This is a genomic window from Terriglobia bacterium, from assembly GCA_020072785.1.
Classification (GTDB): domain Bacteria; phylum Acidobacteriota; class Terriglobia; order Acidiferrales; family UBA7541; genus Acidiferrum.
In genome coordinates, this window is sequence record JAIQGG010000002.1 from 710,630 (window position 1) to 731,816 (window position 21,187).

General features: G+C 64.5%; 13 protein-coding genes, 1 tRNA gene and 1 other RNA gene. 10 read left to right on the top strand and 5 right to left on the bottom strand.

All coding sequences use genetic code 11. The features are described from left to right. Positions 1-7 precede the first annotated feature (7 nt). A complete protein-coding gene (locus LAN61_06295) occupies positions 8-2,374 on the bottom strand; it encodes a transglycosylase SLT domain-containing protein (protein ID MBZ5540117.1) in 2,367 nt (788 codons plus the stop codon). Beyond that, complete coding sequence (locus tag LAN61_06300; GenBank protein MBZ5540118.1) at positions 2,367-3,092, bottom strand: hypothetical protein; 726 nt, start codon at positions 3,090-3,092, stop codon at positions 2,367-2,369. The genes LAN61_06295 and LAN61_06300 overlap by 8 nt, the downstream gene beginning before the upstream one ends. A gap of 244 nt (positions 3,093-3,336) precedes the next feature. Here LAN61_06300 and ssrA point away from each other — a divergent pair. Beyond that, positions 3,337-3,690: a transfer-messenger RNA gene (ssrA, locus tag LAN61_06305) on the top strand. Between the two features lie 301 nt (positions 3,691-3,991). Here ssrA and LAN61_06310 read toward each other — a convergent pair. Continuing rightward, on the bottom strand, positions 3,992-7,759 hold the full coding sequence (locus LAN61_06310) for a DUF3857 domain-containing protein (GenBank protein ID MBZ5540119.1): 3,768 nt from the start codon (positions 7,757-7,759) through the stop codon (positions 3,992-3,994). A 222-nt stretch (positions 7,760-7,981) separates the two neighbouring features. Beyond that, a complete protein-coding gene (locus LAN61_06315) occupies positions 7,982-9,202 on the bottom strand; it encodes a hypothetical protein (GenBank protein MBZ5540120.1) in 1,221 nt (406 codons plus the stop codon). A gap of 119 nt (positions 9,203-9,321) precedes the next feature. On the opposite strand from LAN61_06315, the gene LAN61_06320 reads away from it, so the two are divergent. The 4 genes from LAN61_06320 to LAN61_06335 all read left to right on the top strand — a co-directional run bounded on the left by LAN61_06320 (position 9,322) and on the right by LAN61_06335 (position 12,396). Further along, positions 9,322-10,350 (top strand): hypothetical protein, encoded by a 1,029-nt coding sequence (locus tag LAN61_06320; GenBank protein MBZ5540121.1) that lies wholly within the window; start codon positions 9,322-9,324, stop codon positions 10,348-10,350. 114 nt (positions 10,351-10,464) lie between these two features. Beyond that, positions 10,465-10,540 (top strand) — tRNA-Ala (locus LAN61_06325). A gap of 417 nt (positions 10,541-10,957) precedes the next feature. After that, entirely contained in the window at positions 10,958-11,689 is a 732-nt protein-coding gene (locus LAN61_06330) for a sigma-70 family RNA polymerase sigma factor (GenBank protein MBZ5540122.1), read from the top strand. Beyond that, positions 11,686-12,396, top strand: a complete 711-nt coding sequence (locus LAN61_06335) for a zf-HC2 domain-containing protein (protein ID MBZ5540123.1) — start codon at positions 11,686-11,688, stop codon at positions 12,394-12,396. The genes LAN61_06330 and LAN61_06335 overlap by 4 nt, the downstream gene beginning before the upstream one ends. A 90-nt stretch (positions 12,397-12,486) precedes the next feature. Here LAN61_06335 and LAN61_06340 read toward each other — a convergent pair whose 3' ends face one another. Then, positions 12,487-13,686, bottom strand: coding sequence for an LssY C-terminal domain-containing protein (locus LAN61_06340; GenBank protein MBZ5540124.1), 1,200 nt, complete (start codon positions 13,684-13,686; stop codon positions 12,487-12,489). Between the two features lie 373 nt (positions 13,687-14,059). On the opposite strand from LAN61_06340, the gene LAN61_06345 reads away from it, so the two are divergent. The 5 genes from LAN61_06345 to LAN61_06365 all read left to right on the top strand — a co-directional run bounded on the left by LAN61_06345 (position 14,060) and on the right by LAN61_06365 (position 21,124). Next, the gene (locus tag LAN61_06345; protein MBZ5540125.1) at positions 14,060-15,673 is read left to right on the top strand and encodes a tetratricopeptide repeat protein; all 1,614 of its coding nucleotides are present in this window, start codon (positions 14,060-14,062) and stop codon (positions 15,671-15,673) included. A gap of 94 nt (positions 15,674-15,767) precedes the next feature. After that, positions 15,768-16,607: a hypothetical protein gene (locus LAN61_06350; GenBank protein ID MBZ5540126.1), complete on the top strand. Its 840-nt coding sequence runs from the start codon at positions 15,768-15,770 to the stop codon at positions 16,605-16,607. Between the two features lie 20 nt (positions 16,608-16,627). Then, positions 16,628-17,341, top strand: a complete 714-nt coding sequence (rnc, locus tag LAN61_06355; GenBank protein ID MBZ5540127.1) for a ribonuclease III — start codon at positions 16,628-16,630, stop codon at positions 17,339-17,341. 63 nt (positions 17,342-17,404) lie between these two features. Then, a complete protein-coding gene (lepB, locus tag LAN61_06360) occupies positions 17,405-18,190 on the top strand; it encodes a signal peptidase I (GenBank protein ID MBZ5540128.1) in 786 nt (261 codons plus the stop codon). 282 nt (positions 18,191-18,472) lie between these two features. Continuing rightward, positions 18,473-21,124, top strand: a complete 2,652-nt coding sequence (locus LAN61_06365) for an AsmA family protein (GenBank protein ID MBZ5540129.1) — start codon at positions 18,473-18,475, stop codon at positions 21,122-21,124. The last annotated feature ends 63 nt before the right edge of the window (positions 21,125-21,187 follow it).

The window sequence follows — 21,187 nt, forward strand, 5'->3', positions numbered from 1 at the left end:
GGGCTCGCTATTGGCGTACCGGCAGATGCCACGTGGCAGTCTGCATGCCGGCCGCACCATAAATCATCCGGTAGAGTTCGGCGTTGCGCAAGACGATTTGCACGTACTCGCGGGTTTCGGTGAAGGGGATGGATTCCACGAGCTCGGCGATCTCGTCGTACTTGCGTTCCGCGCTCCAGGAGGCGATGCGATCTTCCCCGGCGTTGAACGCCGCCAGGGCCTGCTCCGGCCCGCCCGTGGCGCGCAACAGGCCCGCGAGATAGACGGTGCCCACCGTGAGGTTGAACTCCGGATCGAACAATTTTTTCTTGGAGTAGCGCAGGTGCAGTTTCCGGGCCACCAGCCGCCCGGTTTTCGGCAGCATCTGCATGAGTCCGATGGCGTCGGCATGGGACACCGCGTCCGCCTGGAAGGTGGACTCCTGGCGGATCAGTCCGGCGACCAGCGCCGGGTCCAGGCCGTTCCTGGCGGCCTCGCGGCGCAGCGCTGCCTCGTAGGGCAGGGGATAGAGGGCCTTCCACGCGGCCAGCGGCGCGTCCTCTTTCTTGCGGGCCTCGAGGTTCGGCATCACCAGCCGCCCGTAAGCCATGCCCGCGGCGAAATGCCCCTGGTCGAAAGCCGCCTGCGCCGCCTCCAGCAGGAGGCGCGGCGCGGCGGTGGCAAAGTAGGCGAATTTCAGTTCCTGCTCCGCGGAAGCGTCGAAGGCAATGGCCCGCAGGGCCTGCGCGCGGGCCCAGCGCTCTGCAGCGGCCGCGGGAAGGGGCTCGTCCAGGGGGCGCAACGGCGGTGCGGGCGGAATTTTGTCGAGGAACTCCGCGGGGTTTTCCGCGCCGGGCCCGATGACCGCCAGGCGCTGCGCCGCGGCCATCCCGAAATAACTCTGCGGGAAACGGCTCACCGCTTTGTCGAAGAAACTGCGGGCGTGCGCGGGATTGCCGTTGCGCTCGGCGCTGCGTCCCAGCCAGTAGAGTGCGTTCACGGTGTACGGCGAGGAAGGATACTTGAGCAGGAAGGCCTGGAAACGATCGACGGCATCGGACTGGCGGTTGAGATAGGCCACCCAGGCGATGCGCCATTCCGCGATCTGCGCGTTCTTGCCGCCGGGATAGGCTTCCGCGACGCGCCGGTAGTCCTCCGCGGCACGCACACGGTCCAGCTGCACCCAGTAATAGTTGGCCTCGGCCATGAGCGCATCCTCGGCCCAGCGGCTTTGCGGGTATTTTTCGAGGAGCTGGCGGATGGCGCGGAACATTTCCGCGTCGTTTTTCCGGGTGCGCCAGATCTGCGAAAGAGCGTAGAGGCGCTCGGCGTCGGTTTCCGCATCGCTCAAGGTCAGGTTGGCAAGCAGCGCGGGCGACGCATTGGACTGCACGCGGGCCTCGGCGATGCGCAGTTGCGCATGCTGGCGCAGCGGATCGGCGGCCTCGCGCGGCGCCTGCGCCAGAACTTTTTCGAATTCCGCGCGGGCTTCGCGCCATTTCTTGGCGTCGTAGAAGGACTGCGCGCGCTTCAGTTGCAGCTCGAGCGACGGGCGCGGATATTCCTGGCGCAGGCTGCGCTGCAATGCGGGCAGGGCGCTCCCGGCGGTCTTGGCCTCATCGCTCAGCGGGTAGCGGTAGTAGATGGTCTGGTAGTCCGCGGCGGCGCGCGCAGTCTGCCGCGCGGCCTGCCGGGCGCGGGCCAGGAGCAGCAGGAGTTCCGGCTTTCCCGAGGCCGGGGGATAGCTCTCCAGCGCCTCCAGGGTTTCCTGGGGCTTGCCCAGGTCCAGAGCCGTGGCCGCCAGCGCCTCGATGACCTGCTCGCGCATGGCCGTGTGCGGATAGTCGCGCTCGAGCGCGCGCAGATTCTCCAGCGCTTCCGCGGGATGCTTCAGGGCGCGGTTGGCCTGCGCGCTCCAGAACAGGGCGTAGTCGCCGAGGAGCTGGTCCCGGCGCGCCTTGCCCAGCCACTGCAGCGCTTCCTTGTGGCGGTTCTTGGATTCATCGGCGTAGCCCAGAGCCAGGGCCGCGCGCGCGCCCCAGACCGAGGTGGAATGTTTGGCGGAGAACGCAGCCAGCTTGGCGTACGCTCCGGGAAGGTCGTTGTGCAGCGCCCGGGCCAGATCCGCCAGTTCGCGCTGCGCCGCTTCGTCCTCCGGGGTCGCCGCGGTGATCTCCGGCGCGAGAGTCTGCGGCGTGCAGCCGGCGCGGCAGGCGGCAGCTTTGGGCCGCGGCTTCTTTTTCTTCTGGGGGGCGGCGTGCGCGAAAGTTCCGGCCGCTCCGCCGAGGCTCAGACTCAGGATGAGCAGCGAAGCGGTGGCCGCGCGCGCGCGGGCCCACAGCGTCCTTGTGGGAAGCGTCCGGCGAGTGGGAAGTACGGGCCGGCCTTCAGGCATGCCCGGCATGGGAGCGGTACGGATAGTCCCCGAGGGCCTTGGCGTCTCCGTCGGCAAGAATCTGCACCATCCAGTGATAGAAGTAATCCACAGGGTGGGCCATGATCGGTTTGAACCGGCGGTCGTATTCTCTGTGCGCTTTATCAATGTCATCACGCAATCGGATGCAAATATCCTTGTTTTCGCGGCCCAGTTTGACCTGGTCCGGCTTCAACATTTTAATGTCCTGCATCGAAACTTTGGCAACCCGATTCGCCCGCCGGTGCAGTTCCTGCTCTTCGGCGGAGAGGCGGTTGAGGTCAAAAGGTTGCTCGGCCGCGGATACGGCTTCCTCCTCGGCGGACGCGGCAAGCTCGGTTGGCGCTTCCTCGGCCACCGGCTCGAGATATTCTTCGTACACCGGCGCTGCGGGCTCGGTTTGCTCCGCGGCGGCTGCGGCCAAGCGGGTCAATTCCGCTTCGGCGGGGCTGCGCGGGCCGATCTGCAGCGAGGAGGCCACAAAGCGGGAAAGAACGTCCAGGGCCGCGGCCAGAGATGCCGCCGCGGTCTGCGCGCGCAGCATGGGGGGCAGGGTATTGGCGGGCCTGGTGCTGGCGCACGCCGCGGTTACGTCGTTGACGGCCTGCTGCAGCTCATCCGCGGTATTCTGGATGCGCTCGAGATTCTCGCGCAGTGCGCGGGAGACCGCCTGTTCCACCGGGCTTTGTTCTTGTGCCATAGCCAGTTTGGGGGGCGTCTTTCCCCGCAAATCCTCTATCCTTGAATATTGGAAGTGGTCTACTCCCTTGTCAACTCCATAACGGCAGCCCCGTGCCTTATGGCCTATTGCGAACCCCTTCCGCGCAGGGCCTGGCCCCATGCCCGGACGCGCGCCTTGCCCGGTTTGCTGTCCCCGGGGAGTAAACCGCGCGGCCCGCAGAGCGCATCCAATAGCAGGTAAGTGGTAGAATGGAGAGGACCACGGGGGCGACACGGTTTCGACGGAAGCTGTCGCGACCCGAAGGCATGCCGGGCGCCACCTGCCCGTAATCGGGTGGAAACTAGAACTGCCAACTCTGAACTGGCACTTGCTGCTTAATTAATTAAGCGCAACGTCTCCTCAAGCTTCGCCTACGGGCTTGAGATGAGGCGTCACACAGTAGGCTGGCTTCTGCGTTTCGGTCCGTAATGCAGCGGCGAGAACCATCGGACTAGCCGGCCGCGTTTCTTGCTCATTCTAAGCGCGGAGGGCGAACCCAAACGGAATTGAGCTAAGCATGTAGGCTTCTGGCCGTAGCGCTTTTCGGACGGGGGTTCGACTCCCCCCGCCTCCACCATTCTTAGATTCTCCCCTGTCGCGCTGGCGACGCCTGAGTTTGAGGGCAGACCTCACAAGAATGCTCAGGCAGTTATTCTTTGGGCCATTCGTATGGGAAGAATTTTCCGGCCTCTTGCGGGCTAAGGCTGACTCCCAGCGTTTCCGCAGCGCGGGCGAGAACCGGGTCCGTCCCATTGGCCAGGTCCGCTGCCGTCGGCAGCACAATCTCATCCGGGAGAACGCCCGAGTGTTCGAGGCTTTTTCCGTCGGCCATGATGAGGAAAGTGGTCAGCCTTTCCTAACCTTCCAGGACCAGAACGTCAGCGCTGGTTTAGTCTCTGGGCGAGCCGCTCGTAGGCGGCTTTGTAGATGGCGTTTTCGAGCGCAAGCTCGTGGGCTTTCTTGTACTCTTCGAAGGCCTTCTTCAACTCCGGAGACGGCTTCCAGTTTTTGGGCGCTACAAGCCGTTCGGTTTTGGAGTCATAGACGAAACCAACCACACCCTTAGTGTCGTGGGCTTCGTAGTATGCGCCCACCCGGAAGTGAGCTTCGGCATCGTTTGGATCCAACCGCGTGACTTCCATATATTCCTTCGCGGCGGATTCCTGGTCGCCCGTGTCCATTAGCGCATCCGCGAGCCCTTGATGCGCCGTTACGGCTTCTGGATTCATTTTCACCGCGCTGCGAAACTCCGCGATGGCCTGCTCGAGATTCCGTTGCCTGCGAAAGGCGGTGGCCGCCTTGATGTGCGCGTCATACGCATCCAGACCTTCTGTCTCGCCCGCCTGGAATCCGGGTGAGGAGCGCGGATCGCCTGCAAACACTAGGATCCCTGGTGCAAGCTGTGCACTGAATTTGCCGAAGCTCCAGACGGCCGCCACTTTTTCCCCGCTTGGAAACGCGAACATGACGGTGCGGACGGTCTTCAGGGAGCGGCCGGGCCATGTGATTGGTGGAAAGTGAAGCTGCCTGGCTAGAGTAAGCGCCGCCTGGCGGAAGGGCTCGTCACCGGAAAGCGCTTCTGCTTCCTCCACTGAGCCTTGCTCGTTCACTAGAACGGCAATCCAGGCTGATCCCGTTTTTGCCTCCCCAGCCGGAGGCCATGCGAAGTTGCGACTGTCGGGCACCGTGACACGGTACAGATCAAAGCAGGTCTGCGACTGCTGCCTGGTGCGCGATTCGATCTCGTCTTCGTTTCCGTATTTCTTCTTGAGATAAACGAGGAGGTCCTTATCTGGCTCGGCCGAACCATTTCCGATTCTGGAGCAACCATAGAGGCGCAGGGCGGAATCAGAGTCATCGAGCCGCGACCGCAATAATGCCAAGTGTTCCGCGATTACCGCCGTATGATTCAATTTGTAAGCGGCCTCGAGATAGGGCTCACTTTCAGCCAAGCGGCCCTGGCGGAAGTAGATCCATCCGAGCGTGTCGAGATAGGCACCCAGTACCCCAAGCTGAGCGGTCATTTCGGGTGTCGCGGAGGCCAGCGTGGGGTTCTCGACGGACCTGGCAACCTCGGCAACAGCGACCTTGGCATCTCGTTCTGCGGCGTCGAGATCCAATCCGGCGCCGGCCAGTTCGAAGGCCACATTGTTCAGCATCATGGCGCTGTGATCTTTTTCCAGGGCGCGATGGAGCGCCTCGCGGGCTTCCTCGGGTTTACCAGCCTTGATCAAGGCGTGGGCCAGGCTCCCGTAGTACTCAGGCCTTTCACGCTCGATGGTGATAGCTCTCTTCCAAGCTTCTGCCGCGTCATTCCATTGTTCGAGCTCGCCATAGGCGTTCGCCAGGTTGGGATAGGTGTACTGGTCCAGCGGATTGAGTTCCAGCTGCTTCTTGAATTCAACAACTGCCTGGCCGTACTGCCTGCGGGCCGCATACACCCTCCCCAAGTTGGTGTGAGCGTATTCGTCGTCTGGGTTGACCTCGATCTGTTTTTTGAAAGTATGCTCCGCCTCATCGATCATGCCCAGTCCCAGATAGGCGCGTCCCAAGTTGTTCCAGGCCCACTTATGTTTTGGGTCTTTCTCCGTGGCTTTCAGCAGCAGATCCCGCGCGAGCGCGAAGTCCTTGCGTTCGTCGAGGGCGATAGCGCCGGCGTGGTTCAGTTCATCGGCGGTCAAGTTCTGGAGCTGTGAGCGGAGGTCGAACGAACCTGTACGGCGCAGGAGCATCTTCTGGTCCAGGTCGCCGTCTACCTGCTTCTGGTAGTTCGCCAACTCCTGCCAGCGATCAGCGCTCAGTTTCCGCATCTTCATCTTGAGGATGCGCTCGGACCTCAGGTGATTCTGACCGAGGCTATACGTTGAGCTGTACGATGCGAAGGAGCGGTCCACCTGGACAGGCAGGGGGACCTCGGCCTGATACCCTGGATCGAACTCGAGGTCGAAAGACTCCTCGACCTGCCCCACTTCCCCCAGGTTCAGGTCCTTTTTCTTTTCTTCGTTATTCTTGTTAACGGTTTTTTCAGTGATAGCCTGATTTCGGTCTTTCTCTTGTTTCGAAAGCTCGTCGTTCCAAGCGCCCGCCGACATCAATACGTGGGGCACCGCGATTTCCAGACTCTTCTGGAACGGTTCGAAAAGGCCGGAACGCGTCAGCTTGTAACGCACGCGGAACGGCTGCTGCAAATCCGCCGGGTCAGAGCTTTCCGGGTTTTCCGCCGTAGCGCCATCCATCTGCATCGCCGAAAGCACATTGGCCATGGCCTTGATGGCCTTCTGGTTCCCGGAGCGGAAGAGTCTTCGATAGAGCACTTCCATACGGCCCCGCATCTCGACTTGACAATCGAGCGCGATCTTGCCGGCGGCGTCCAGTTTGCCGGAAATAGACATCTTCAGCCGCTCAGGAACGGCTGATTCTTCCGGGATGCGCACCAAGTGCGAGTTTCCCGGTTGCGTGAGCAAGGCTTGCTTGCCGTTGAGGTCGTCTGCAAGAAGTCCAAGAGGAGCAAGCTCGAACGTGGGATCCAGCCATAAGAGTTCGCCGTCCAGCGGTACGGCGACGATGACGTGATCGAACTGTCCCGGGGCGGGCACGAGGGGCTCGACAATCCCGCGCTTTGAGTTGACCAGCACCGGATAGGCCTTCAGGCCCACGGAATCGAGCAGCGCGGAAATCAACCCGGCTTTGTCTTTGCAATCGCCGTAGCCGTTGCGCAGCACTTCCGCCGCCGGATGAGCCTGGTAGCCGCCTGTGCCGAACTCCAGCGCCACATAACGAACCGACCCCACAATGTAGTCATAGATAGCTTCCAGCTTTTCGCGCGGCGTATTTTTGCCCTTGGTGAGCTGCGCCACAAGCGCCCGAATTTCCGGTGTAACTTCCGTGCGTCCCGCCTGCAGGCTCGTGTACCATTCACCCACATCCTTCCAGTCTTTGATTGTGCTTACAACAAATAGTGGGTCCTCAGAAGAGTCTCCGGCCTGGTCCGGCTTGGTGTTCTTGAGTTCCCAGCGATAGATCTTGCGGCCGTTCTTTTCCTCGCTTGCACAGCTTTCGCTCGCACGGGATTTGAAAGCCAGAGCTCGCCCCTGGGGTACGTCGAGAATGGTCCGCTCCGATTCGACTGGTAGGGAGCGCTCCGCGTAGTGTATGGCCCAAAAATCTCCTGGCTTCAGGGCTACCCGAATGATCCGCTCGAATCGGTATTCGAGTGCGTCACCCACCTCAAGCTGGGAAGCCACCATTGCCTTGGCTCGCAAATCGCTGAAGGTGGGGGCGATCTGTGTAGCGTTGGGAGCGACATCCATCGCCTTGGCAGGATCCACCTCCGCCACGGTGCCATCTTTCTTCAGGGTTCGGAAGTAGTCGATGTGAAGGTCTTCGAGCTGGCTGGAATACGAAAAGTATATCTGCCCGATGGCATCGCGACCAGCCTGGGTCAGTACACGCATGCGAACGGTCTGGGTGATCTCGCCGGTGCCGTCGTTTTGAAAACGGTAAGTGGTTTCGAGAAGCTCGATGACTAGGTTCTTCGGAGATCCCTCGCCCTCGGCTTCCTTCTGAGCAAAAGAGGCAGCAGAAAAGACAAAGGACAAGCACAGCAACAGAGCGAGAAGCAGAAGCCTTTCGAGATGGATCTTCATGAGATTGAAGAGAATCTTAGTCTGTAGGTCCAGTAATAGTCAATAAGGCCTCCGTCAACGGTAAATTTCGAATCCCGCGTTCCAGTCCCGTTACAGTGGAGGCTTATTTTTTAAGGTTTCAGCGGTCTTAGCGTTTCAATTTTTCGTCGATATTCCGGCTCCCCCAGCCTCCACCATCTGCCTTGCTTATGCCCGCAATTGGCGGGCTAAACCTTTTCCAGCCTAGTGGCGCGGTTCTTTCTCCTGCAGCAGGTCGTTGAGGACGCTGGCGAGTTGCGCCTCCTGGCGCAGGGTGGCGGGCGCTTGCGGTCCGCCGCTGTCTTTGGCGGCGAGCCGGGCGAGCTGCTCGGCGAGGATGCGCACCACGGCATCGCGCGGCACATAGGCGCACTCCAGCGGCGTGAAGGCCGTCCAGCCCGACGCGCTGCGCCGCAGTTCCCAGCGGCGCTTCTCCTGACGCTTCTTCCGATCCATCTTTGCTATGCGCGACCGCGAAGCGCTGGACCCGCCGCCTAGCGAGGCTCGTGTCTCGATGCGCACATCGGCCCAGCCACGTTCTCCTTTGACCTGCACGCGCTCCACGCGCAACTGGTCGTAGATCACCACCGGCAGGCGCGGCTGCAAAGGATCCGCGGTGCGCAGAATGTTCTGCGAGGCGTTGCTCAATTCGGAGAGGGCCTCGGCGACCTCCTCGCGCGTTGGTTTCCCGTGCTGCGTCACCAGTTGAATGCTGGGGGGAACCTCGAAGCTGAACTGCTCCACCTCACGCGCGCGTGGAGAGACCGCGGCACGCACGGATTCCCGGGCCGCGCGTGCCGATGGTCCAGAGGTCTGCGGCGGAGAATCCGGGTCGTCGTTACCCGTATTGATGACCGGCACGGTCAGCACCTGCACCGGCTCCGGTGCATTGCGCGGCGTAGGCCGGGCCGCGGCCAGCGGGATATTGCCGGGCTCCTCCGTGCGATAGCGGTAAAAACGGGCAATTCCGTAGCCGCGCCAGTACGGCGAGCTGTAGTTTTCGGTCTCCAGACCGGTATTCACGGAGCTGTAGAAAGAGTGCTCGGCGGGGTCCACCACCAAGCCCACGTGGCCGGGCCAGACGATCAGGTCGCCGGGCTGCGCGTTGCGTACGCGCACGAAATGGCCGCCCCCGGAATAAAGATCGAAGGAGCTGGCGTAGGCGTACGGGAAACCCGCCAGGCGGTAGATCTCATGGATCAGATGGGAGCAGTCGGGTTTTCCGGCGATCTGCTGCTGATGTTCCCAGGCGGCCGTGATGATGGCCTGGCCCTCTTCGGAAGTCAGCAGGCGGGGCCCGGCCTCTTGCGGGGCAGCCGCAAGCTGCGCTGCGCCGAGCAGGAGCGCACAAACGACAAGACAAGCCCGGGGAAGCGCAAAGGCCCGGCTTCTCCTTCGGTTGGGCACAGAATTGGGGTAGGCCATGGGTCGCGCCAAAGAGTAACTAGTACTTTTGCCGAAAATGTATGGTCCCAGTACTAGGATGCATCAAAATTGGAAGAGCACCAACCGGGTTTGTTCTGGATGGTAACAGGAGGGATAGCATGCGAAGGATTCTGACAGTCAATGGCGCGGGCGCGCTGCTCGTATTCCTGGGCTTGTTTTCGGTCCTGGCGGGAAGCGCGGCCGGGCAGGAGCGCAGCACGATTACGATCCGTCTGGTGGACGGACTGAGCAGCGGCAGCAGCCAGCCGGGGGACACGTTCACGGGCACTCTGACCACGCCCCTGGTGATGAATGACCGTATCGTGGCGGATCGCGGGGAGATGGTGACGGGCCAGGTGCGGCAAGCGGTCAGCTCGGGGCGGCTGAGCAAGCCGGCGGTAATCACCCTCAGCCTGAGAACAGTGCAGGCGCCCTCGGGGCGGCTGCCCATGCAGACCGGCGAGCTGACGATCAAGGCCGATTCGCATGCCACGCGCAACTTGCTAATCATCGGCGGCTCGGCGGGTATGGGAGCCTTGCTGGGCGGGGCCGCGGGCGGCGGACGCGGCGCGGCGATCGGTGCGCTGGCGGGTGCAGGCGCGGGAAGCGGCGGTGCCTATCTGACCGGGAAGCGCGAAATCGTGCTGCCGTCGGAGACGCTGCTGACGTTTCACGTGAACTCGGTGACCATTGGCCCGAAGGAACTTGAAAACATGCAGCGCGCCGGGCAGGCGCCGCCCCCGCCGCAGCCCGATGCGCGGGATTATCCTGCGTCGAGCGAGCCCTATCCCATCGAGGTGCGGCGGCGGCGCGATCGTGACGATGATGACGACTATTACGAAGACGAGGGCGAGCACGGTCACGTGCGCTATCACGAGCATCACGGGACGGAAGCGCCGCGCAGCATCTACGTCGTGTTCCTCGACAACCATTACGCCAATGTGGATGTGTACTGGCCGCAGGGCGTGGAGCATCTGCGAATGCGCGGCGACGACCTGGACGACATTTGCCGGCCGCTGGCGCGACACACCGGCTTCCGCGTCGAAGTCGTGCGCGCGAGGATCAAAATCAAGGGCGGCCACGATCACGGCAAGCATAAAGGCTGGTACAAGGACCACGGCCACGAGGGGGATCACGACCGCGATTAATCGAGAAAGCGGATGGGAGCAGGACGGCGCTGGTAGTTGTTTCCAGCGACGTCCTGCGTTATGGACCAAACGCGACTCTCTGCTATAATCTTTTAGAAGTTGTGGTCCAACGGTGGGGCCGTGGCGCAGTTGGGAGCGCGCCTCGATGGCATCGAGGAGGTCGAGGGTTCGAATCCCTTCGGCTCCACCAATTTTTCCGCACTGTTTTTCTCTTCCCTAAACAAGTACAGCACAGCTCCTAAATACCAAAATCGCAGAGCGATTCTTCGCGCAAGAATCGCGCGAAGCGCAAGTGCTCCTCGCTGCGCGCGGTCCCGTAGGACCGCTCGGGATGCAAAAAGCGCAGATGACAGTGTCCGGCCAGGCGTTCCGGTAAAAGCAGGGAAGCTGCGTCCTCCGAAGCCCTGGATGGGCCCCGGCGTACCATTGCAGGCGGGGTAAAGGAGTGCGAGAATAGGCATTAACCGGGAAACCTTTGGCGGTCTCCGGTGTCTAAGCTAGTAGAGCGGACATCGGGCGCTGGGCAGGTACAGCGTAACGCCAGGCGACCCGTAATGGCAGCAAGGCCCGCGCGCGCAGCAGGCGAGCGGACCGGAAAGGCCGGCAAGTGTCCGAATGGGCGAGCGCCCTCCCGTGGGCTCAGGATGAAGCCGAACTGGTGACGGAACTCCAGTCGGGTTCTGAAGCGGCCTTCGACTGGCTGGTCACGCACTACCACGGTCCGGTCTACAACCTCATTCTGGGAATGCTGGGAGATGTGTCGGACGCCGCCGACGCCACGCAAGAAGTGTTTTTGAAATCCTTCCGCGGGATTCAGGGTTTCCGGCAGGGCAGCTCGCTGAAGACCTGGCTGTACCGCATCGCCATTCGCGAGGCGCTGAACCAGAAGCGCTGGTTCAAGCGGCACAAGCGCAACGAGACGTCGATCGACGCGGAGCCGCAGGAAGGGCAGGCGCCCATCGAAGTGCGCGATCTGACCGCGACGCCCTTCGAGCAGCTGGAGACGCGCGAGATTCAGGAAGCGGTGCAGGGCGCGCTGCAGCAGGTTCCTGAAGTCTTCCGCAGCGCGGTGATCCTGCGCGACCTCGAGGGCATGAGCTACGAGGAAGTGGCGGAAATTCTGGAGTGCAACACGGGCACGGTGAAGTCGCGCATCCTGCGCGGGCGTCGCGCGCTGAAAGAGATTCTGGAGCCGCTGCTGAGCGAGCGCGAAGCTCCCAGGCGGCGAAGGGCGCCGGCGGGTGCGCGGGCCGGCGCGGCTCGGAGTGCGGGCTGCGAAACGAATACTTCGTTCGGGACTGTCCTGCGGCGAGGGGCCACAGGCGAGGGTCTGTCATGAAGTGCACGACGGTTCACAAAAAGCTGGCGGGATATCTGGATGGCGCGGTGCGTCCCTCCGAGCGGGTGCGTGTGCAGGAGCACTTGGTGACCTGCGGGGCCTGCCGCGAGGAGCTGGAACGTTACCGCAAGCTTTCCATGCTGCTTTCGCGCACGGTAACGGCGGCTGCTCCGGCGGATCTGGGGATGAAGATCCGGGTGGCCACGGCGCAGGCGCGTGCCGCGCAGAATGGGCCCAGTGTGCTGCACGCCTGGTGGGAACACATTCAGGTGCGGATGGAGAATGCCTTCCAGCCGCTGGCCGTGCCCGCCACCGGCGGATTTTTCTCCGCGATTCTGGTGTTTATCGTGGTGCTGCAACTGATCGTGCCGGGTACCACGGTGCGCGCGGTGCAGAACGACGTGCCGTTGAATCTGATGCGCCCCGCGGAAGTGCTGTCGCTCTCCGAGTATCCCATTTCGCTGGCTCCGGATCAGAGCAACGAAGCCCTGGCGCTGCCGCACGGCCTGCTGGTGGATGTCACCGTGGATGAGCAGGGCCAGATGGTGGACTACCAGATTCTCGCCGGCCCCAGGGATCCCACGCTGCGGCGGCAGCTCGACCAGGTGCTGCTGTTCTCGCGCTTCCGTCCGATGATGAGCTTCGGGCGGCCCACTTCGGGCGGGCACGTGGTCCTCAGCTTCAGCGAAATCCGCGTGCGGGGCTAGGCGCAGCAGGAAAAAATCAAGCGCAGAAAAAATGGAAACGCCTCCGGCCCGGCCGGAGGCGTTTTTGTGTTTTGCCGCAGCACCGCTGCGTCAGTGCGGATCGCGGCCGGAATCGGCGAGCTGCAGGAGGAGCACCTGTCCGTTGGAATGGAAAGAGCCGCCGGTGGCGGTCTTGGCTTCGCGCATGGGATTGGGGGGAAGGAAGAAGGAGCGCAGGCTGACGGCGCCGGACTCGCTGAGGGTTTTTCCGACGTAGTCGCGCTCCGCGTCGATGTTGGGATCGATCTTGTGGGTGATGCCGTTGTTGCGTTTGTCGCGGTCGAAGCCGATGTCGTGGGTGGCGGCCCCGGCCCACACGGGCATGCCGTGCACTTGAAAGGGCGTCTTCCAAAGGCGCAGGTGATGGCGCTGCGCGACGACCTGCAAAGGCTCGGCGTGGGCGTAGCCGTAGTCCTGGAAGCGGCCGAAGAGATACAACTCGCTCATCGGCATTTGCACGTAGGATTCCTTGGAAAGGCTGGCGAGGAGGCCATGCAGCACCGCGTCCTTCGAGGTGCGGTCCACCTTCACCCAACCGGCCAGTTCGAAGGCCCGCTGCAGGCCCGCTTCCGAGCCGAGAATCAGGAAGTTGACCATGTCCCCGGGATTGCCGTCCTTGTCGCTGATGCGGCGGGGAATCTTCGAAAAGAGCTCCGCGTCCAGGCCGGGGATCTTGGCCACGTCGCGAAATGCAGCGGCCGCGGGCGCCGCTCCGGTCTCCGGAACGTAGATCTCCACGCGAACGCGGTAGGTTCCGTCGGCGGCATCGTTGCCGGCCTGATTGATCCCCAGAAACAGCCGCCCGGTGAAGCGCGCGGGGAATTCCCGGCGGGCTCCCACCACAAAGGGCTGAGCCGTCTCCGCGTCGCCGATGCGCGCCAGCAGGGCTCCGCGCCCCGCTTCATTGAAGGGCAGAATGCGCACCAGGTCTTTCCAGCCGCGCGGGCGGCCTTCCGGGCCGTTCTCGTCGGGGGCGTCGGCGTAGCGCAGCGTGCCGGAAGCGGTGAGCAGGACGCGCTCGCCGGCCTGGACGGCGATTCCGCTGTCCACCCAGTGCTGATCGCCCGTGAGCTGCAGCTCCTGCGCGACGCGCAGCTTGCCGGGCGGCAGATCCGCGGGCGCGGGCGGCGCGGCCTGGGCGGGCGGAGCGTTTTCGCGGGTGAACTGGGCCGCGAGCCGCGGGGGCGCGAGCAGGGCGAGAAGAGCAAGACTCAAGAGGACAAGCAGGGTGCGGGGAGAGGTCTTGCGCATAAGAGGCCAGCCATCCTGAATGAGCTGTGGATGCATCTTGAGAGTATGCGTATGCCCGGTAGGACGCAAGAAGCCGGGGAGGAGTTGTTTGACAATTGCGGCTCCATCGGGGGCCGTGCCCGGGTCCCCAGGGGTTGCGGGCCGCTGACACACACGGTTCCTTGACTCCATCGAAGCGCGCCTGTAAATTGACAAGATGCCCTGGCCGGCCGCGCGGCGCGAAGAATCGCTGGGGCTGTGTACACACCACTCGAGGGACGGTGACAGTCTGGTCTTCAAGCAAGCAGTGCGGGTTGACCGCTTCGCGGTCACGCCTACTGTTGACCGCTTCGCGGTCACACATGCTGTTGACCGTTCGGGCGGGACATCGGGCGTGACATCGGGAACTCATTCCAAACTCATTCGTGCCGGATATCTCCTTCTGGGCTTCCTGGCCCTGCTGCTGGGGCAGGGCGCGGCGGTGGCGCAGGTGCCGTTGCCCGCGCAGAGGCATCCCGTTCCGGCGACCAGCGTGACCGTGGACGGCAGCGAGACCATGTTCACCACTATGTGCGCGCTGCACGCCGCGGGTTTCGAGCAGGAGGTCGGCGCCGCGGGCTGGCACCCGCTGCGGGCCCGGCTGCGCGACATGCTGCAGAAGCAACAGGGCCCCGCCGTCGACGCCATCCGGAAGTTCTACCAGGAGCATGAGCTGGCCGACCCCGGCGCGACGCTTTCCCGCTATGTATGGTTCGGCCTGGTGGCCGGGCCGGCGCCCGACTTCAAGCCGACCATGCGCCATGAGGAGCTGCCCCCGGACGTGCTGGCGCTGGAAGGATTCAGCGAACTGCTGGCCGCCTATTACCGCGAGCAGAAGATCGGCCAGCTCTGGGGGCAGGTGCAGCCGGTGTACCAGAAGGAGATCGAGCGGCTGCACGAGCCGGTTTCCCAGGTGGTGTTTATCGCGACCGGATATCTGCGGGAGATTCCGGAGCCGGCCAACCCGCGCAGCTTCACGGTGGTGGTCGAGCCGCTGGTCGGACGCATTACCAACGTGCGCAATTTCGGCGACCACTACGCCATCGTGCTGAGCGCGACGGATGAAATCCCCGTGGATGTGGTGCGCCATGCGTTTCTGCACTTCCTGCTCGATCCGCTGCCGCTGCGCTATCCGCACGTAGTGGCCGTCAAGCGCCCGCTGCTGGATGTCGCGGCGCGGGCCCCGCGCCTGCCCGCGGAGTTGAAGGACGATTTCACCTCCTTCTTCGCCGAATGCATGGTGCGCGCGGTGGAATTGAAGCTGCGCAAGATGTCCCCCGGGGAACGCGACGCGGCCATGGACGTGAACGACGCCAACGGCTACATTCTGGTGCGCCCGCTCTTCCGCGCGCTGGGCAATTTTGAGAAGTCGGAGCCGTCCATGGACCGCTTCTTTCCCGAGATGGTGCGCGCGGTGGATACCGCGGCGGAAGCCAAGCGCCTGGAAAGCGTGAAATTCGCCGCGGCCGATGAAACCGCCGCACCCGTCGCGGTGGAGCAGCAGGAAGTGACGCGGCTTTCGCGGCGCCGCGCGGCCAAGATACCCAGCACGGTGCCCAACGATCCCGAGGCCATTGCCGCCCTGACCGAAGGCGAGCGCATGATCGCGGACAAGAATGCGCGAGGCGCCGAAGCCGCGTTCCAGAAGGTCCTGGCGAAATATCCGGAGCAGACGCGGGCGTGGTACGGGCTGGGGCTGGTGGCCATGCTGCAGCGGGATGCGGCGCGCGCCGAGGAGGTTTTCGGGCGGCTGGTGAGCGGCGAACACGCGGCGACGGAGGATCCCCTGGTGCTGGCCTGGTCCCACGTCTATCTCGGGCGCATTCAGGAGAACAACGGGCGGATGGATGCCGCCCGGCAGGAGTACCGGGCTGCGCTGGAGGTGCCGAATGGTCCGGAGGCGGCGCGGCACGCGGCGCAGAAGGGTTTGAGCGCGGCCGGCGAAGCGAAGGCCGGGGAACGGCCCTAGCCGGCGCGGAGCCCAACAATTTTATAAATCAAGTTGGAAGGACCGCCCGGCGAGGGTGGAAATTTCCAACCACTGCACGAGGAGAAGAAAAGCGATGAAAGCGAGATACATGGCATGGATCGGCGCGGGCGCACTGGTGCTCCTGCTGGGAGCGGCGGGCTTCTGCGCGCCGGCAGCCCAGGGACAGGACAAGCCCTCGCTGGAGAAAGACAAAGACGCGAAGAAAGAGGGTGGGGTACCGGCGCCGCTGAATGCGGAAGAGGAAGCGGCGTACAAGGCCTATGACGCGGCGGGGCCGGGGGATCTGGCGGCGAAGGCGAAGCTCGGCGAGGATTTTTTGCAAAAGTATCCGGAGAGCCGCTACCGCCCGCTGGTGTTCTCCACGCTGACCATGACCTATTACAACGCGGGGCAGATCCAGAAGATGGTGGAGACCGGCGCGAAAGATGTGGAGCTGACGCCCACGGACGTAAATATTCTGGCGTTGATGGGGCAGATCATGCCGCGGGTGCTGAGCAAGGATCCGGCGGAAGCCAGCAAGCAGCTCACGCTGGCGGAGGGATATGCCAAGCGAGCCATCGAGATCACGCCGACGATACCGAAGCCACCGGCACTCACGGACGAAGCATTTGCCGCGGCGAAGAACGTCGTGCTGGCCATGGCGCACAGCGGGCTGGGGCTGATCCACATTAAGCGGCAGAAATTCGGCGAGGCCATTTCGGAACTGGAGCTGGCGGTGAAGCTGGATACGCAGCCGGACCCCGTCAATTATTTCCTGCTGGGCCTGGCCAATGAGAACGCTTCGCATTTCGATGACGCCGCCGCGGCGTTCACCAAGTGCGCGGCCATTCCCGGACAGTTGCAGGCGACCTGCAAGGCCGGCATCGCGGAAGCCAAGAAGAAAGCCGAAACGGAGCTCAGCGCGCCGAAATAACGGCGCGCTTGGAACGGCCTATGGCGTCTCGGGCCCCAGAGAGCCTCGAAGAGCGGCTGGGCTACCGCTTCCGCAGTCCCGAACTGCTGACGCGAGCCTTGACCCACCGCTCGGCCGTGGCCGGAGCCCCGGAAGCCGCTGCCCTGGCGCACAACGAGCGGCTGGAGTTTCTCGGCGACGCGGTGCTGGAGCTGATCGCCAGCGAATCGCTGCTGGACTCTTTCCCGGACTGGAGCGAAGGCCCGCTTTCCCGGAGCCGCGCGCGCATCGTCAACGCCCACTCGCTGGAGGCCGCGGCGCGGCAACTGGGACTGGGCGGCGAGCTGCGCCTGGGCCGGGGCGAAGAGAAGACCGGCGGGCGCGAGAAACACGCCCTGCTGGCCGACGCCTTCGAAGCCGTGGTGGCGGCTATCTATCTGGACGGGGGTCTGGAGGCGGCGCGGGAGTTTTTGCAGCGCACGCTGTTCGGGAGCGCGCTGGCGGAAGACGGCGTGCGGCTTTCGGAATCCGACCGCAAATCCGCGCTGCAGGAATTTTTGCAGGCCCGGGGACGGCCTCCGGCGGAATACCGCATCGCCGGGGAAAGCGGGCCGGACCACCACAAACAGTTTGAAGTGGAAGTCTGGGTGGGCGGCGTGCGGCTGGCCTCCGGCAGCGGGAGCACCAAGAAGGAAGCGGAACAGTTGGCGGCGCGGCAGGCGCTGGAGCTTTTGGCGGCGTCGGAAACGAGTTGACCGCTTCGCGGTCGCGCATAGAGTTGACCGCTGTGTGGTTACGCATCTAAAGGATAGGAGCGCATGGCGGCCGAGGCCAACCCCGTACAACAGCAGGCAGCGGCGCAGCGCGTCCAGACCACCGTTTCCGAATACATGGAATCGCTGCTGGTGACCGTGCTGCTGGCGCTCTTCGGCACCAGCTTCGTGGTGCAGGCCTTCAAGATTCCCTCGCCTTCGATGGAGCGCACGCTGCTGGTCGGCGACCACCTGCTGGTGAACAAGTTCATCTTCGGCGGGCACGGGGCGTGGTATGAGAAATTTCTGCCGTACCGCGGGCTGCAGCGCGGCGACATCATCGTCTTCAAGTATCCCTACGCGGACCACCAGCATTTCGTGAAGCGGGTGATCGGCCTGCCGGGCGACCATTTGAAGGTCGTGGAGCAGCAGGTGTACATCAACGGCAAGCTGCTGAACGAGCCGTACGTGGTGCACGACCCGGCGGCGATGTACGACCCCTTCAATTACAGCTTTCCGCCGGCCGGCAACCAGCTGATCCCCGGGACGGTGATCCTGCAGTGGGCGCATGACCTGCGCAACTACACCGTGGGGGATGAGATCGTGGTGCCGCCGGGGAAATATTTTGCCATGGGCGACAACCGCGATCGCAGCCTAGACAGCCGGTACTGGGGATTCGTGGATCGCCAGGCGATCATGGGGCGGCCGTTTTTGATTTACTGGTCGGTGGAAGCGACCAGCGCGGACTACGGAGAAGCGAGCTTCTGGGGGCGGCTGCGGGGCGTCGTGGAGACGCTGACGCACCTGCCCGAGAGGACGCGCTGGAACCGCATGCTGCATACGGTGCACTAGAGAGCCACCCGATCACCCGAAATATCTTCCGCCCCATAACCATCCCTGCAGAACGAGCGAAGCAAACCCCGCATCATTTCCGCCGGCGAAAAAATACGCAACGCGATGGCGTCGCACAGGCTTCCGGCAGGTTGCCTGCTCCGGGTGAAGAGAACCGGCGGAAGCCTGTTCCACCGGCGGCCGAGGCGGAAGTCCGTACGAGCGGCGCCGCGCCACGAGGCGGGCTTTCCTTTTGGAGGGCACTTTGCGAAACTTTCAGGGCGGAAATTCCGGGCACAATTCATGATGCGAAAACGATGGCTGCGGCGGGCGGGGCTGGTAGTGCTGGCGCTGGTGGCCGGGCACTTTGCGTTTAACGCGGCGCTGCAGACGGGGCGGCTGAAGCGGGCGTTTACGGCCCGTTTTGCGACAGCGTTCGGAAGGCCGGTGGAAGTGCAGCGCTTCGAACTGAGCCTGCTGCCGAGCCCGCGGCTGGAGGCGCAGGGGGTGAGCGTCGGGGAAGATCCGGCTTTCGGGTATGAATATTTTCTGCGCGCGGAGCAGGTGACGGCGGGGCTGCGCTGGAGCGGGCTGCTGCGCGGGCGGCTGGAGTTCGGGACGTTTTCGTTTACGCGGCCGAGCCTGAATCTGGTACGCGACGCCGCGGGGCGGTGGAACCTGGAGCGCTGGCTGCCGCCGGCGCGGGTGGTGGGCGGGGCTGCGGGAGCGCCGCTGGCGAGTCCTGCGGCGCCGCCGGCGCCGCCGATTCGCCTGGACCTCGTGGAGTTCGACGAAGGGCGCATCAATTTCAAAAATGGAGAGGATAAGCTGCCGCTTGCGTTTACGGGTGTGACCGGGAGTGTCGAGCAGATTGCTCCGGGGCGCTGGACCCTGCGGCTGAAAGCGGAGCCGTGGCGCAGCGGCACGCTGCTGCAGGCCGCGGGGACGCTGCTGGTGCGCGGCGACTTGGCGGGGACCTCGGCGCGGCTGCAGCCCGCGGAGATCCGCGTGCACTGGGGCGAGGTGTCGCTGGCCGATCTGCTGCGGCTGGTGCGCGGGCAGGATTACGGGTTGCGCGGGGACGTGACGGTAGACGCGGTGGCGAGAAGCGGCGCGGCGAGCGGCGGCCCGGGCGGCGAGTGGAGTTTCCATATCGAGGCGCGCTCGCAGCGCATCCATCGCTGGGACCTGACGGAGCGGCGGGATAATCCGGCGGTGAATGTGCTGCTGGACGGGCGCTGGAACATCACGGGGAAGGAAGTGCGCGTGGCGCCGCTGGTGGTGGAAGGGCCGCATTCGAATGTGCGCGGCGAGGCGGTGGTTTCGCTGAGCGCGCGGCCGGCCATGCAACTGCGGCTGGATTCCGCGGGAATTCAGATGGCGGATGTGCTGGCGTGGGTGCGCGGATTTCATGAGAATGTGGCCGAGGAGACAGCGGCGGAAGGCTTTCTGACCGGGGCCGCAACGCTGAACGGCTGGCCGCTTACCCTGCAGAATGCGGCGTTTGCGATGAATGGGGCGACGCTGCGCGTGCCGGGGCTCAAGCAGGCGCTGCACGTCGGGCCGGTGCAGGGCGGGCGGGTGCGCGGCCGGGTGGAGCTGGAGCCGGTGTGGGTGGCGCTGGGCGCCGTGCCGGCGGCGCTGCCGGCGGCGGGCGCGAAAAAAGCTCCGGCAAAGCGCGGAGTACTAAGCCGGCATGTTGAGGTGCCGGCGAACGCGGTGGTGGCCGAAGCGGCGCACGATCTGGAGAGCGGTGCGGGCTGGTTCACGCTGGAGGGGCGCGTGGAGCGCGGGGAGGACGTGCTGGCGCTGGCGGCAGCCCTGGGGCGGCCGCTGGAGCGCGGGTGGAAGGGCAAGGGCAGCGCCGCGGGCGCGCTGCGCTGGGAGTGGCAGGGCAGTCCGCGGAGCGCGAAGCTGAGCGGGCACGTGGATGTGACCACAGGTGAACTGCAGGCGGCGGGGTTGAACCTGCCGCTGGTTCTGCACGAGGCACAGTTGTTGTGGCGCGAGGGGAAGCGCGGCGCGCGCCTGGGGTCGGTGGAAGGATTCGGCGCAGAGTGGTCCGGGGAGATCGAGGAAGACGGCGGACAAGTTTCTGAAGGGGCGCCAGGCTGGAAGTTTCAGTTGCACGCCGATCACCTGAACGCCGCGGAGCTGGACCGCTGGACGGGGCCGCGGGCGCGGCCGGGCTGGCTGGAGCGGCTGCTGCCGTCGCTGCTGGGAAACACGGCGCGGGGTGCAGGAGCGGGAGCCAGCGAGCTGATCCGGCGGATTCGCGCCGCGGGCGAGATCCGCGTGGACCAGCTCAGCATCGAACGGCTGAGACTGACGAATGTGAAAGCGGCGGCATCGCTGCGCGACTTCCGCCTGGTGGTGCGCGAAGCCACGGCCGAATATGCCGGAGGCATGGTGCGCGGGTCGCTGCAGGCGGACTTTGCGCCGCGGCCGCGCTATCTCCTGGAGGCGCAACTGGAGAAGGTCCGGCTGGGGGAGCTGCTGGCGCCGGGCAAGGGGCCGCGCGCGCCGGTGAACCGGCTGGAGGGCCTGGCCACGGGCGAACTGCGGCTGGCCACGGAAGGCGTGGGGCGGGAGGAATTGCTGCGCACGCTGGAAGGGCGCGGACGCGTGCAGTTGCGAAACGTGGCGCTGCGCGGGTGGGATGTTCCGGCGAGCCTGGCGGCGGGCGCGCCGCGGGCGGGGACTTCGCGGTGGACCGCGGGCACCGGGGATTTTGCGATCCGGCAGAGCTCGATCGTGTTCGATCCGTTGCGCCTGGGGAGCGGCGGGGAGCAGGTGCTGGTGAGCGGCAAGGTAAGCTTTGCGCGCCGCGCGGAACTCACGCTGCAGACGGCGGCCGGGAAGCGTGCGGCGGAAGGCGCGGGAACGATCCGGCTGCTGCGGCTCAGCGGCTCGCTGGATGAGCCGCAGGTTGCGGTGGAGACGCAAATTCGCTGAGGGTTGGTCATTGTAGTATGGGCGCCGGAGCGGACCAGAGATGAGCCGGAAAGGCGCCGGGAA

Bases quoted from the DNA above. Each gene is read 5' to 3' on its own strand.
- LAN61_06310 (MBZ5540119.1), bottom strand. From the start codon at position 7,759: ATGAAGATCCATCTCGAAAGGCTTCTGCTTCTCGCTCTGTTGCTGTGC.
- rnc (MBZ5540127.1), top strand. From the start codon at position 16,628: ATGGCGTCTCGGGCCCCAGAGAGCCTCGAAGAGCGGCTGGGCTACCGC.
- LAN61_06350 (MBZ5540126.1), top strand. From the start codon at position 15,768: ATGAAAGCGAGATACATGGCATGGATCGGCGCGGGCGCACTGGTGCTC.
- LAN61_06300 (MBZ5540118.1), bottom strand. From the start codon at position 3,092: ATGGCACAAGAACAAAGCCCGGTGGAACAGGCGGTCTCCCGCGCACTG.
- LAN61_06320 (MBZ5540121.1), top strand. From the start codon at position 9,322: ATGCGAAGGATTCTGACAGTCAATGGCGCGGGCGCGCTGCTCGTATTC.
- LAN61_06340 (MBZ5540124.1), bottom strand. From the start codon at position 13,686: ATGCGCAAGACCTCTCCCCGCACCCTGCTTGTCCTCTTGAGTCTTGCT.
- LAN61_06315 (MBZ5540120.1), bottom strand. From the start codon at position 9,202: ATGGCCTACCCCAATTCTGTGCCCAACCGAAGGAGAAGCCGGGCCTTT.
- LAN61_06365 (MBZ5540129.1), top strand. From the start codon at position 18,473: ATGATGCGAAAACGATGGCTGCGGCGGGCGGGGCTGGTAGTGCTGGCG.
- lepB (MBZ5540128.1), top strand. From the start codon at position 17,405: ATGGCGGCCGAGGCCAACCCCGTACAACAGCAGGCAGCGGCGCAGCGC.
- LAN61_06335 (MBZ5540123.1), top strand. From the start codon at position 11,686: ATGAAGTGCACGACGGTTCACAAAAAGCTGGCGGGATATCTGGATGGC.
- LAN61_06295 (MBZ5540117.1), bottom strand. From the start codon at position 2,374: ATGCCTGAAGGCCGGCCCGTACTTCCCACTCGCCGGACGCTTCCCACA.